The organism is Pseudomonas sp. C5pp (assembly GCF_000814065.1).
GTDB classification, from domain to species: Bacteria; Pseudomonadota; Gammaproteobacteria; order Pseudomonadales; family Pseudomonadaceae; genus Aquipseudomonas; species Aquipseudomonas asiatica.
This window is the reverse complement of record NZ_JWLN01000005.1, coordinates 198,328-210,700: the sequence shown is the minus strand read 5'-3', so window position 1 is coordinate 210,700 and position 12,373 is coordinate 198,328. Positions and strand designations below refer to the sequence as shown.

The 12,373-nt window shown below is 66.0% G+C and carries 12 protein-coding genes; 1 reads left to right on the top strand and 11 read right to left on the bottom strand.

Annotated elements, in window-relative coordinates:
- Positions 1–68 precede the first annotated feature (68 nt).
- From ureG to RR51_RS06265, 9 genes are all read right to left on the bottom strand, one after another.
- The gene (gene ureG / locus RR51_RS06305) at positions 69–692 is read right to left on the bottom strand and encodes an urease accessory protein UreG (protein WP_010953755.1); all 624 of its coding nucleotides are present in this window, start codon (positions 690–692) and stop codon (positions 69–71) included.
- An 11-nt stretch (positions 693–703) separates the two neighbouring features.
- Positions 704–1,378 carry an urease accessory protein UreF gene (locus RR51_RS06300; RefSeq protein WP_039612955.1) on the bottom strand — a complete coding sequence of 225 codons (675 nt, stop codon included), beginning with the start codon at positions 1,376–1,378 and terminating at the stop codon, positions 704–706.
- Positions 1,378–1,923 carry a HupE/UreJ family protein gene (locus tag RR51_RS06295; RefSeq protein WP_039612954.1) on the bottom strand — a complete coding sequence of 182 codons (546 nt, stop codon included), beginning with the start codon at positions 1,921–1,923 and terminating at the stop codon, positions 1,378–1,380. Before RR51_RS06295 ends, RR51_RS06300 begins: the two co-directional genes overlap by 1 nt.
- Positions 1,924–1,940: 17 nt before the next feature.
- On the bottom strand, positions 1,941–2,450 hold the full coding sequence (gene ureE / locus RR51_RS06290) for an urease accessory protein UreE (protein ID WP_039612953.1): 510 nt from the start codon (positions 2,448–2,450) through the stop codon (positions 1,941–1,943).
- Between the two features lie 10 nt (positions 2,451–2,460).
- Positions 2,461–4,164 carry an urease subunit alpha gene (gene ureC / locus RR51_RS06285; protein WP_013972449.1) on the bottom strand — a complete coding sequence of 568 codons (1,704 nt, stop codon included), beginning with the start codon at positions 4,162–4,164 and terminating at the stop codon, positions 2,461–2,463.
- Positions 4,161–4,478, bottom strand: coding sequence for an urease subunit beta (locus RR51_RS06280; RefSeq protein WP_039612952.1), 318 nt, complete (start codon positions 4,476–4,478; stop codon positions 4,161–4,163). Before RR51_RS06280 ends, ureC begins: the two co-directional genes overlap by 4 nt.
- Positions 4,479–4,497: 19 nt before the next feature.
- Positions 4,498–4,800 (bottom strand): urease subunit gamma, encoded by a 303-nt coding sequence (locus RR51_RS06275; RefSeq protein WP_003256923.1) that lies wholly within the window; start codon positions 4,798–4,800, stop codon positions 4,498–4,500.
- A 9-nt stretch (positions 4,801–4,809) separates the two neighbouring features.
- Positions 4,810–5,643: an urease accessory protein UreD gene (locus RR51_RS06270; RefSeq protein WP_003256922.1), complete on the bottom strand. Its 834-nt coding sequence runs from the start codon at positions 5,641–5,643 to the stop codon at positions 4,810–4,812.
- A gap of 393 nt (positions 5,644–6,036) precedes the next feature.
- The gene (locus RR51_RS06265) at positions 6,037–6,951 is read right to left on the bottom strand and encodes a site-specific integrase (protein WP_015270152.1); all 915 of its coding nucleotides are present in this window, start codon (positions 6,949–6,951) and stop codon (positions 6,037–6,039) included.
- Between the two features lie 214 nt (positions 6,952–7,165).
- Between RR51_RS06265 and RR51_RS06260 the strand changes: the two genes are divergently transcribed.
- Entirely contained in the window at positions 7,166–8,347 is a 1,182-nt protein-coding gene (locus tag RR51_RS06260; RefSeq protein WP_052261033.1) for an NnrS family protein, read from the top strand.
- A gap of 49 nt (positions 8,348–8,396) precedes the next feature.
- Here RR51_RS06260 and RR51_RS06255 read toward each other — a convergent pair whose 3' ends face one another.
- Positions 8,397–10,658 carry an ATP-dependent DNA helicase gene (locus tag RR51_RS06255; protein WP_039612951.1) on the bottom strand — a complete coding sequence of 754 codons (2,262 nt, stop codon included), beginning with the start codon at positions 10,656–10,658 and terminating at the stop codon, positions 8,397–8,399.
- Entirely contained in the window at positions 10,655–12,304 is a 1,650-nt protein-coding gene (locus RR51_RS06250; protein WP_039612950.1) for a VRR-NUC domain-containing protein, read from the bottom strand. Before RR51_RS06250 ends, RR51_RS06255 begins: the two co-directional genes overlap by 4 nt.
- Positions 12,305–12,373 lie beyond the last annotated feature (69 nt).

Genomic DNA, 12,373 nt, shown 5'->3' with positions numbered 1-12,373 from the left:
GGTGTTCGCGGGTAAACCCGCTCCCACAGGAATTGCGCCATGGTCAAGACTGCGTTCAACCCGTTACATCACCCGCGCACACCCAACATCCCGCGCTCGACGATGAAGTCGATCACCGCCTGCAGCCCCTCGCCCTTCTTCAGGTTGCTGAAGGTCCATGGCCGCTGCGGGCGCATGCGCTGGGTATCGCGCTCCATCACTTCCAGCGAAGCCCCCACATAGGGCGCCAGGTCGGTCTTGTTGATCACCAGGAAGTCCGACTTGGTAATCCCTGGCCCACCCTTGCGCGGGATCTTCTCGCCTTCGGCCACGTCGATCACGTAGATGGTCAGGTCGGCCAGCTCAGGGCTGAAGGTGGCACTCAGGTTGTCACCGCCGCTTTCGACAAAGATCACCTCGAGGTTGCCAAATTTGCGCGCCAGTGCTTCGACCGCCGCCAGGTTCATCGAGGCGTCTTCACGTATCGCCGTGTGCGGGCAGCCGCCGGTTTCCACGCCGACGATGCGCTCCGGCTCGAGGGCCCCGGCTTCGGTCAGGATGCGCTGGTCTTCCTTGGTGTAGATATCGTTGGTGACCACTGCGATCTGGTAGTGGTCGCGCATGGCCTTGCACAAGGCTTCGAGCAGCGCCGTCTTGCCGGAGCCGACCGGGCCGCCGACACCGACGCGCAGGGGTTGTTGATAGCTTTGCATGCAGGCAGTCCTCAGGAACGGAACAAACGGGTGTATTGGGTTTCGTGTCGCGATGAGGCAATGGCCAGCAACGGCAGGCCGCCGCCAAGCTGGTCATCGCCCAGGCCCAGTGCCTGGTCGAGGGCCGCGGGCAGCCCTGCCCCCAGGTCGCGCAGCAAGGTCTGGGCGGCCTGCTGGCCGAACGGCACCAGCTTGACCCCGGCCATTACCGCGCCCTCCAGCCAGGCAAAACCATGGCCCAGGGCCAACTGGCGCAGTGGGATCGCCCAATGCGCAGCCAGCCAGGCCATACCGCCCAGCTGGGTGAGTTCTAGGCTGGCCCGCCAGGCCGGCGCCTGGCCCAGTTGCCAGCCGTCCAGCAGCCGTGCCAGCGCCGCGCCGCGCTGCTGTTCTTCCAGGCGCAGCTCGGCGGTTTCACGGTTGGCCAGCAGAAAGCGGCTCCAGTGGCCAAAGGCTTCGGCGTCCTCAGCCTGGCAGGCGTGGTACAAGCGCGCCAGCACCGGCCAGTCGAGGCAGGCCAGGGTGTCGTCGATCTGCTCGCGCTGCCAGGCAGCGAAACCATCCACATCCCGTACCCAGCCCGCCTCGACCGCCCACTCCAGGCCTTGCGAGTAGGTGAAGCCACCCACCGGCAAGCCAGGGCTGGCCAGCTGCAGCAGGCGCAACAGCGCCAGGTCGCTGTCCATCAACCAGCCAGTACCAGCGCGGCGCCGGCCAGCAGGCCGCCGCCAAAGGCCTTCTGCAGGCCGCTATGCCTGCGCAACAGGCAACCGACCGCAAAGCCGCCCGCCAGCAACAGGCCGCTGACCGTGACGAAGCCGGCGCTGAACTGCCAGAACGCGCTTGGCGTGGCTTCCACGCCATGGGCCCAGCCATGGAACAGGGCGAACACCGGCATCGCCATCGCCAGCAGCAGCTGGCGGCTGGGCAGCAGCACGGCACCGGCAGCCACCAGCAGCGACACAGCAATCAGGGTTTCCATGCCCAGTACATCGCCGAACAGGTGGCCGCACACCGCGCCGCCAAACATCGCCGCCAGGGTTGCCAGGGGTAGCGTCAGGTTGCGCCGGGTCAGCGCGGCGAGCACACCGGTGCCCAGCAGCATCAGCAGGTGGTCAAGACCGGTCAGCGGGTGCAGCAGGCCGTCCTGCAGCGGGTTGGCGTCGTGCCCGGGGTGGGCGAAGGCAGGCAGAGCCAGCATCAGCAGAAACAGGGCGAAAGTCTTTTTCATCGGTTGCTCCAGGCAGTTCAGGAATGGGCAGGCAGGCGCACGAACGGGTGATCGTGGCCGTGGGTGTGGCTATGGCTGTGGCTGTGGCTGTGCGGTGCGCTCTGATAGGCGCCCGCTTCAGGCTCGAACGGTGCCTGTTCGGCCTCTACCGTCAGGCCCAGGCCACGCAACATGTCGTCCAGCACGTGGTCGTGCTGGAAACGCAACAGGCCGGGTTCGATCTGCAGCGGCACATGGCGGTTGCCCAGGTGATAGGCCGCGCGGGCCAGCAGGTGCGGGTCGGCGCAGCGTACCGTGGACACCGCCTCGGGCGCCGCCAGCACACGGATCAGCTGGGTGCCCTCGGCATCGGCAAGCAGTTCGCCTCCGCGCAGCAGGTGGCCGCGTTCGAGCATCAGCCCGGCCTCGCGACCATCATCCAGGGTCACCCGCAGGCGGCTCTTGATGCGGCTGTCCACGTCCAGGGTAACGGTGCCGGTTTCGCCCAGCGTGCCGGGCTCGGTGATACGGCGGGTCAAGACAATCATCGGTGCTCCTTCAGAACAGGAAGTAACGCTGGGCCAGCGGCAGTTCGCGGGCCGGTTCGCAGACCAGCAGTTCACCGTCGGCACGCACCTGGTAGGTCTGCGCATCGACCTCGATCAGCGGCTGCAAGGTGTTGTGGACCATGTCGGGCTTGCGTACCCGGCGGCAGCCGTGGGCCACGCCGATCAGGCTGCGCAGGTTCAACTCCTCGGCCAGGCCCCGGTCCATCGCCGCCTGGGGCAGGAAGGTCATGCGCGTGGCATGCCGCGCCGCGCCCAGGGCGCCGAACATCGGGCGGTAATGCACCGGTTGCGGCGTGGGGATGGAACCGTTGATGTCACCCATGGGCGCGGTGACGATCATTCCGCCCTTGATCACCAGGGCCGGCTTGACCGCAAAGAACGCCGGCGCCCACAGCACCAGGTCGGCCAGTTTGCCGACTTCCACCGAGCCCACTTCGTGGCCGATGCCGTGGGTCAGTGCCGGGTTGATGGTGTACTTGGCGATGTAGCGCTTGACCCGGAAGTTGTCGCTGTAGCTGGTGTCCGGCGCCAGTGGCCCGCGGCGCAGCTTCATCTGGTGGGCCACCTGCCAGGTGCGCAGCACCACCTCGCCAACCCGGCCCATGGCCTGGGAGTCGGACGAAGTCATGGCAAAGGCGCCCATGTCGTGGAGAATGTCCTCGGCGGCGATGGTTTCGCGGCGGATGCGCGACTCGGCAAAGGCCACGTCTTCGGCGATGCTCGGGTCCAGGTGGTGGCAGACCATGAGCATGTCCAGGTGCTCGTCCACGGTGTTGACCGTGTACGGCAGGGTCGGGTTGGTCGAGGAAGGCAACACGTTGGCCTGCCCTGCCGCGCGGATGATGTCCGGGGCGTGACCGCCACCAGCACCCTCGGTGTGGAAGGTGTGGATGGTGCGGTCGCCGATCGCCGACAGGGTGTCTTCGATGCAGCCGGACTCGTTGAGGGTGTCGGTGTGGATCGCCACCTGGATGTCCATTTCCTCGGCCACGCCCAGGCAGCAGTCGATGGCTGCTGGTGTCGAACCCCAGTCTTCGTGCAGCTTGAGGCCCACGGCGCCGGCTGCGATCTGCTCGCGCAGCGCTTCCGGCCGCGAGGCGTTGCCCTTGCCCAGCAAGCCGATGTTGATCGGCAGGCTGTCGGCGGCCTGGAGCATGCGCGCCAGGTACCAGGGGCCGGGCGTGCAGGTGGTGGCATTGGTGCCGGTGGCTGGCCCGGTACCGCCGCCGATGAAGGTGGTGACACCGCTGTTCAGCGCCTCGTCCACCTGCTGCGGGCAGATGAAGTGGATGTGCGAGTCGACACCACCGGCGGTGACGATCTTGCCCTCGGCCGCGATCACCTCGGTGCCGGGGCCCACTGGCACGTTCACGCCCGGCTGCACATCGGGGTTGCCAGCCTTGCCGATCACCGCGATACGCCCGTGCTTGATACCGATATCGGCCTTGACGATGCCCCAGTGGTCGATGATCAGGGCATTGGTCAGTACCAGGTCCATGGCTTCGGCAGCCAGCATCTGGCCCTGCCCCATGCCATCGCGGATGACCTTGCCGCCACCGAACTTTACCTCTTCGCCATAGATGGTGAAGTCGTGCTCCACCTCGACCCACAGCGCGGTGTCGGCCAGGCGCACGCGGTCGCCCACGGTGGGGCCGAACATGTCGGCATAGGCCTGGCGGGAAATGCGGCTCATGCCCTGCCCTCCAGCGCGCCCATCACCTTGCCCTGGAAGCCGTAGACCTCGCGCTTGCCGGCGTATGCCACCAGTTGCACGGTACGCGCCTGACCAGGCTCGAAGCGCACGGCGGTACCCGCGGGGATGTCCAGCCGAAAGCCCAGCGTAGGCGCGCGCTCGAACACCAGCGCCTCGTTGACTTCGTAAAAGTGGTAGTGCGAGCCGACTTGCACCGGCCGGTCGCCATGGTTGGCCACGCTGACGGTGACTGTCGCGCGGTCGCTGTTCAGCTCGATGTCGCCGGCGGCGACCTGGATTTCACCTGGGATCATGCGGGGCTCCTGGGCAATTTCAAACGATGGGGTCATGCACGGTCACCAGCTTGGTGCCATCCGGGAAGGTCGCTTCGACCTGCACGTCGTGGAGCATTTCGGCGATGCCAGGCATTACCTGCTCGCGGCTCAATACTTCACGCCCCAGGCTCATCAGCTCGGCGACGGTGCGGCCATCACGGGCGCCTTCGAGCACGGCGGCACTGATCAACGCCACCGCTTCCGGGTAGTTGAGTTTCAGGCCACGGGCCAGGCGCCGCTCCGCCAGCAGCGCGGCGGTGAACAGCAGCAGTTTGTCTTTCTCTCTCGGGGTCAGCTCCATGGCGCTCTCTCAGGTGGCCCAGATACGCGGCGGGCAGGCCGGCAGGCCGAGGACGGCCGGGCGCAGCACATGCCACAGGCGTTGCAGGGTGCGTTGCAGGTGTTGGTTGTCATGGTCGAGCACGCGGATCACCAGCAACGACCCGAGCAGGGTCGCGCCGGCCGGGTTGGCCATCTTGTCAAGCAGCGGGCGCACCAGATCCAGCACGGCCTGGTCGGCGGGTGCGGCGCAGAAGGTGGCCAGCAGCGGATGCCCGCCAAGCTTGCTCAGGCGCCCGCCTTCGACGCGCAGGCGCTCGTGCAGGCCCACTTCGTCGGGCAGTTCGATGTGCAGGCGGCTGTCGAGGGCACCCTGCTCGAAACGCTCGTTCATCACCGGGCGCCCCAGGCACAGGGTTTCCCAGGCCAGCAGGCGCGCCCCTGGTTCGAGGGTGAAACGGCTGTCGAGGCTGGCGCGGGCGCCGGAGAAGAAGATGCTGTCCTGCGGCAGCCACTCCAGGGTGCTGTCGGCGCCCAGGTGGAAACGCTGGACCAGCCGCGCGGTCGGGCCGATGCTGCGGTAAAACTTGCTGGCGCCGGGCATGGTCAGCAGCGCGTGGCTGCCCGGCTCCAGCTGGATATCCAGCTCCAGGCGGTCGCCAGCGACGATCCCACCAGGAGGGTGCAGCACGTAGACATGGCACGGTGCACCTTCGGGATAGAATGGCCGCTGCACCAAAAGAGGTCCGAAATGCCGCCACGCACCAAGGCGGGTCACCTTGTCGCGTCTGACGAAGCGCAACTGCAGGTGAGCGCTCCAGCCGGCATCGTCGTGTTGTTGTTCGATCTGCTCCGCGAGCGACATCCTGCGGCCCCTGAAATCCGTGGCCTGCTGGCCGTTTAGAGTGGCAGGCACGCACGGCTACAGCGCGCACGGCCTGACCACTCGATCAAATTCGCAGGCTGGATATAGCAGGTTGCGGGCCAACTCCGCAGGTGAACGAAGATAAAGGATTTGCCATGGCCGCTCTGGCATCGGGCATAGAGGGAGATGGCGCACAAGGCAGGGGCGTGCTTCGGCCCTGTTTCGGTGCTGGGATCTCAAGGCAAAAATTACCCGATGCTGCGACACGGCCTCTGTGGGAGCGGGTTTACCCGCGAAGAATCCAACCCAGTGCATGGCACGGGCTTCGCCCGTGTTCGCGGGTGAACCCGCTCCCACAGGGTTAGAGCAAGCCCTTTATACAGCGACAAGGCCTCAGTAATCGAAGCGGTCCACCGCACGCCGGCGTTCGTTGTCATCACGCCGGTCATAGATGGCCGTGGTCTGGATATTGGCGTGATGCGCCAGCTTCTGCGCAATCGACAGGTCATGCTCTTCGATCACGCGGGTGATGAACGCCCGGCGGAAATCGTGCGGCATGATCTTCACGCCCACCTGCGCACCACGCTGGCGGGCGATGTAGTAAATGGCATGCTTGGTGATACGCGCCCGGGTTATATGGCTGCCACGGCGGATGCGGTTGAACAGGAACGGGTCGTCTTCGGCCCCTGCGGGCAAGTCCTGGCGGCGCAGGTCCAGCCACGCCTGCAACTTCTCGAACGCCCATGGCGGGGCGTACTTGATCAACTGGCGGTTGCCTTTGCCCAGCACCTGCAGGCTGCGCGCCTCGAAGTCGACCTGGTCCAGGTCGATGTCCACCGATTCCGACTTGCGCATGCCGGTGCCGTACAGCAAGGCGATGATGGCCGCGTCACGCACACCCTGCGGCCGTGGATCGGCCGCACACACATCCATCAGCTCGCGAATCAGGCTGCGGCGCAGGTTGCGCCCCGGCGGCAGGCGGCTGCCGGTGGCCGGCTTGACTTCGCGAATGCGCAGCAACTGCTCGTGATCGATCAGGCCCTGGCGCCAGGCTTCGTTCATCACACCGCGAATGGCGTTGACGTACAGCGACGAGCTGTTGGGGGCGTAACCATCCGCACGCAGCGCCGCCACCAGGGCGATCACATGGCCGGGCTCGAGCCGATGCCAGGGCACATCGACGATATTGCAGTCGACAAAACCCAGCCGATCGGCGGCGTCCTGAAGGATGTAGCGCATGGTTTGCTGGCTGGATGGGGCCAGGCGGGCCATGTACTGCAGCAGCGGATTTTTCGAGAGGTCGGACAAAACGTGAATCCTGTAGCGAAGCGTTGGCCAGCGGCGAACCGGCCAGACCCTGAAGCAAGTCAATACGACATACAAGCAGGTCCAAATAACAGCGGAGTACACATGTCATTCGGACCCGGAGAAGTGCCATCACCTTGATATACAAGGGGTTCGGAGCTGGCACGGATCGTGATCTTACCCCAATTGAGCCCACTGAACGAACGAAGGTCAGCCCATGCTTGTGCAGCCGATCGATTCACGCCCACGCCAGGCCGTCTGGGGCCTGGGTTTCCGCCCATTCTTCCTGGGCGGCAGTTTGTTTGCGCTGCTCGCCTTGCTGTTGTGGGGCGGCGTACTGGCCGGTGCGCTGGAGCCCACGCCCCCCGGCGGCATGCTCGCCTGGCACCGCCACGAAATGCTTTATGGCTTTGCTGCCGCCATCATCGCGGGTTTCCTGCTGACCGCCGTGCAGAATTGGAGCGGCATCCCAGGCTTGAACGGGCGCGCGCTACAGGGTTTGTTCCTGCTTTGGCTGCTGGGCCGGGTGAGCTGGTTCCTGCCACTACCGGGCAGCGTGCTGGTGGTGATCGAGGGCTGCTTCCTGCCGCTGGTGGCACTAGCCCTGGCACGGCCGATCGTGCAACGGCGCTTGCGTAACAACTACCCGATCGTCGGCCTGGTGCTGTTGATCGCCGCCTGCCAGTGGCTGACCCTGGTCGGCTGGCTGCGCCAGGACGAACTGTGGCAGCGCCGCGGGGTGTTTGCCGGGTTGTGGCTGGTGGCCGCGATGATGACCGTGCTTGGCGGGCGGGTGATCCCGTTGTTCACCCGGCGCGGCCTGGGCAACATGGCACCGGCCCCTGCCCGCCCCTGGCTGGACCGGGCCTGCCTGCTGCTGAGCGTGGCGGTACCGCTGGCCTTTGCTTCGGGTTTGGCCGATACGCCGCGTATCGGCCTGGCCGTGCTGTTTGGCACCTTGTTTGCCCTGCATACGGCCCGCTTGACCTTGTGGCATGACCGCGGCCTGTGGCGTGTGCCCCTGCTGTGGTCGCTGCATCTGGCTTATGCCTGGATTGCCATTGCCTGCCTGGGCATGGCGCTGTGGCATGCCGGGGTGGCGCTGGGCCCAAGCCTGGTGACCCACGCCCTGACCGTGGGCGCCATGAGCGGCTTGATCCTGGCGATGATGGCACGGGTCAGCCTGGGCCACACCGGCAGGCCGCTGCAGGTGCCGACCAGCATTGCCTGGGCCTTTGCCTTGATCCAACTGGCGACGCTGGCGCGGGTGGTGCTGCCGCTGTTCACGCCGCTGGGGGTGAGCCTTTCGGTGGTGTGCTGGAGCCTGGCGCTGCTGCTGTTCCTGCGCCACTACCTGCCCATCCTGCTGCGGCCACGGGCTGACGGTATGCCGGGCTAGCCTTGATGCCTAGATTGGGGCCGCTTTGCGGCCCATCGCCGGGGCCGCGTTAACCTCCCGGCGCCGGCCACCACCCCGGGAACATCTGCTGCACTCGGGGTTCGGCGAAGCGCTCGTCGATCAAGACCAGAACGCCACGGTCCTGGTCGCCCCGGATGACCCGGCCTGCCGCCTGGATAACCTTGCGCACGCCCGGGTAGAGATAGGCGTAATCGAACCCCGCACCAAACTGCCGCCCCAGGCGCTGCTTGAACTGCTCGTTGACCGGGTTGACCTGGGGTAGCCCGAGGGTGGCGACAAACGCGCCGATCAGCCGTGTGCCCGGCAAGTCCACCCCCTCCCCGAATGCACCACCCAGCACCGCAAAGCCCACCCCACGGCCATCCGCTACAAAGCGATCGAGAAAGCCCTGGCGGGCCGCTTCGTCCATGCCTGGTTCCTGAACCCACATGGGTATCTGCGCATGTCGCTCGGCCAACAGCCCGGCCACCTGTTGCAGGTACTCGAAACTGCTGAAGAACGCCAGGTAATTACCCGGCATCCGCTCGTACTGCCGGGCAATCAGCTCGACGATCGGCGCCAACGAAGCCTGGCGTTGCTGGTAGCGGGTGGATACCTGGCTGGCGATGCGCACTTCCAGCTGTTCGGCGCGAAACGGCGCGGCCACTTCCAGCCAGGCGGTATCGGCCGGCATGCCCAGCAGGTCGCTGTAGAAATGCCGTGGGCTCAGGGTTGCAGAGAACAGCGTCACGCTGCGCGCCGCCTGCATGCGTGGGCCCAACAGGCGCGCCGGGGTGACATTGCGCAGGCACAGGGTGGCCAGCCGCCGCTTGCGTGGCCCCTGGCGCTGGCTGATGTCGAACAGGAAGTGCTCGTCGAACAGCTCGGCAACCCGGCTGAACTGCAACGCCTGGTAGAAGAACTGCAGCACCTGCGGGTCCATTTGCGCGGGTGCCTGGTTCATCTGTTCCTGGATCAGCCCGATGCATTGCTGCAGGGCACGCAGCAAAGCATCTGGCAGCGACTCGCTGGCCTGGTACGGCGCGCGCTGCCCCTTGTAGAGGGCGTTCCACTGCCGGTTCAGCCGGTCCAGCGCACTGACAAGTCCGGGCGGTTTGCTCTGGCGCAGGGCCAACAACTGCCCCTGGTCGAGGCTGGCGCTGTACATGCCGCGGCCGCGCTCGACCAGGTTGTGCGCCTCGTCCACCAGCACCGCGACCCGCCACTGGTTGGCCTGGGTCAGGCCGAACAACAAGGCATGGGCATCGAAGTAGTAGTTGTAATCCGCCACCAGCACGTCTACCCAGCGTGCCATCTCCTGGCCCAGGTAATACGGGCACACCTGGTGCGCCAAGGCCACTTCGCGCAGCTGGGCGCGGTCAAGCATGGGCAACGCTGCCGCCGCAGCGCGCGCGGCCGGCAGGCGGTCGTAGAAGCCTGCGGCCAAGGGGCAGGATTCGCCATGGCAGGCCTTGTCGGGGTGCTCGCAGGCTTTGTCGCGGGCGATCAGCTCCAGCGTGCGCAAGGCCGGCTGCGGCGTGGCATCGGTGATCTGGCGCATGGCATCCAGGGCCAGGGCCCGGCCCGGGGTCTTGGCGGTGAGAAAGAACAGCTTGTCCAGTTGCTGCGGCACCATGGCCTTGAGCAGGGGGAACAAGGTACCGAGGGTCTTGCCAATTCCGGTACTGGCCTGGGCCATCAGGCAACGGCCGGTACTCACGGCCTTGTACAGGGTTTCCGCCAGTTGTCGCTGGCCCTGGCGGAACGCCGGATAGGGGAAGCCCAGCGCTTCCAGGCCCTGGTTACGCTCGGCCAGGCGCTGTTCCTGCCCTTGTGCCCAAGCCAGAAAGCGTTGGCACTGGGTTTCGAAGAAGGCCTGCAGTTCGGCTGCCGTGCAGTGTTCACTGATCAGCGTCTGGCCATCGCTGTCCACGTCCAGGTACACCAGCGCCACCTCGATGTTCGGCAGTTGCCGAGCCTGGCACATCAACCAGCCATAGACCTTGGCCTGCGCCCAGTGCAACTGGCGATGGTTGGCAGGCTGGCGCGACAGGTCGCCACGGTGAGTCTTGATCTCTTCCAGGCGGTTGCAGGTGGGGTCGTAACCGTCGGCGCGGCCACGTACTTTCAAGGTTTCGAACTGGCCTTCGAGGGTAATTTCCGACTCATAGCCCGCAGCGCGTCGCGCCACCACCCGACGGTGCCCCTCGATCCCCTCCTGAGCGGTGGGTGATGGGGTGAAGCGCAGGTCCAGGTCGCCTACCTTGGCGCTGAACTCGCACAAGGCCCGTACCGCCACGCTATAGCTCAAGGCGTTTCGCTCCAGCGTACATGGCACACCGCGACAGGCAAACCGTGCGCCCGGCAGAACTCCAGCCAGCGCAGCTGGTTGTCCTGCAGGCGGTCGCCGGGCCCCTTGACCTCGACCATGCGGTAGCGGCCCTGTTCGGGCCAGAACTGGATCAGGTCGGGCATGCCGGCGCGGTTGTTTCGGATGTCCTGCAGCAGGCGCAGGAAGCACTGTTTCAAATGGGCCGCCGGCAGGCAGGCCAAGGCTTGCTCAAGTAATTCTTCACTGAGCACGGACCAGAACACGAACGGCGACTGCAGGCCTTGCTTGGCGGTGTAGCAGTCGAGAATCGCGCTGTGATGGCTGCCATCGTCGAGTCGCCCCAGGCAACGGTCGAACAGAGCACTGCGGCGTTGCTGGAAATCACCGTCGTGCAGGTCCTGCGGGGCGGCCTGGAATGGGTTGAAGAAGGCGCCAGGCACCGGGGCGAAGATCGCCTCCCAGCACAGCAGGCCGAACAGGCTGTTGAACAGCGTGTTCTCCACGTAATGCACCGGCCCACCGGCTTCGGCCAGGTACTGGCGTACCGCCTCCTCCACACCCAGCGCTGCCTGTTCCCGGGGCAGCTCCAGCTCGATCAGTTCCAGCGGCGCGACACGCTGGCGCCGCTGTGGCGGGCCACCGAGCTTGCGTGCCAGGCGTGGCAACATGCGTTCCAGCGCCTGCACTTCCAGGGCGCTGGCCGGTGCCGCGGCCAGTTGCAGCGCCAGCGCATGGGCTTGGTGCCACTGCTCGCTGCGCTCCAGCACCCGCACCTGGCGGATGCGCGCCTGGGCATGGCTGCACTGCGTGTACACAGCCATGGCCTGCGCCCAGTCGCCCAGACGCTCGCATTGCTGGCCCAGGGCGAATTGCAGGCGCGCATGGCGCCGGGCCAGCCATGGGTTGTCGCTGTGCAGGCCCTGCATGGCTGCCAGGATCGACAGCGGGTCGTCGCCTTGCTCAAGGCGCTCGGCGCAACGGTGCAAGGCCATGGCCAGGTCGACTTCGGCACGTTGTTGAAGGGCACGCGAATCGGGGCTGAACGGCACCTGTTCGTAGCGCAACAAGCCAAGGTCGGCGAGGACGAAGTCCGACCAGTCCTGGTACAGGTTGCCGAAGAACAGCAGGCGCATGCGGTCGCACAAGGGTTGCAGGCACCAATGGAGGATGCGCATGCCGCTGTCCGGGAACCACTCGGCCAGTGAACGGGCTTGCAGGCCCAGAGGTTGCAGCTGTGCAAGCAGGTCATGCTTGGCGGCGCGAGGGCGGCTCAGCTGTGGGGCAAAACAACGGGCAAATTCGTCCTTGCGCAGCAGGGCGAACAGTTGCTGCAGTTCCAGTTGCGCGGGCTCCCGTACCCAGCCGAGGGCCAGCAACGGCTGCAGGGCCTGCCCGGTATCGCCGATTTCGGCATAGTCGAGCCGGTCGCTGCGAAACAGCTCGCCCTTGCGCATGACCATGCGCACCATCAGGGCCTGCGCCGGGGCGTCCAGTTGGCTGAAGGTGTGGATGAAAGCGAGTTCCTGATCGTCGAGCAGGTCTTCGTAGCGCTGTTCTACCCACAGCAGCACCTGGCGGAAATTGTGCAGGTAGTAGAACGGGTCGTCGACGGAATGGGCGATCACGGGCTGGGGTCAGGCGGCTGGAAGGGATACTGGTTATACATACAGACCAGTAAGCCTGGCAAGTGCCGT

Bases quoted from the DNA above. Each gene is read 5' to 3' on its own strand.
- RR51_RS06300 (WP_039612955.1), bottom strand. From the start codon at position 1,378: ATGGACAGCGACCTGGCGCTGTTGCGCCTGCTGCAGCTGGCCAGCCCT.
- RR51_RS06295 (WP_039612954.1), bottom strand. From the start codon at position 1,923: ATGAAAAAGACTTTCGCCCTGTTTCTGCTGATGCTGGCTCTGCCTGCC.
- RR51_RS06275 (WP_003256923.1), bottom strand. From the start codon at position 4,800: ATGGAGCTGACCCCGAGAGAGAAAGACAAACTGCTGCTGTTCACCGCC.
- ureC (WP_013972449.1), bottom strand. From the start codon at position 4,164: ATGAGCCGCATTTCCCGCCAGGCCTATGCCGACATGTTCGGCCCCACC.
- RR51_RS06260 (WP_052261033.1), top strand. From the start codon at position 7,166: ATGCTTGTGCAGCCGATCGATTCACGCCCACGCCAGGCCGTCTGGGGC.
- ureE (WP_039612953.1), bottom strand. From the start codon at position 2,450: ATGATTGTCTTGACCCGCCGTATCACCGAGCCCGGCACGCTGGGCGAA.
- RR51_RS06270 (WP_003256922.1), bottom strand. From the start codon at position 5,643: ATGTCGCTCGCGGAGCAGATCGAACAACAACACGACGATGCCGGCTGG.
- ureG (WP_010953755.1), bottom strand. From the start codon at position 692: ATGCAAAGCTATCAACAACCCCTGCGCGTCGGTGTCGGCGGCCCGGTC.
- RR51_RS06280 (WP_039612952.1), bottom strand. From the start codon at position 4,478: ATGATCCCAGGTGAAATCCAGGTCGCCGCCGGCGACATCGAGCTGAAC.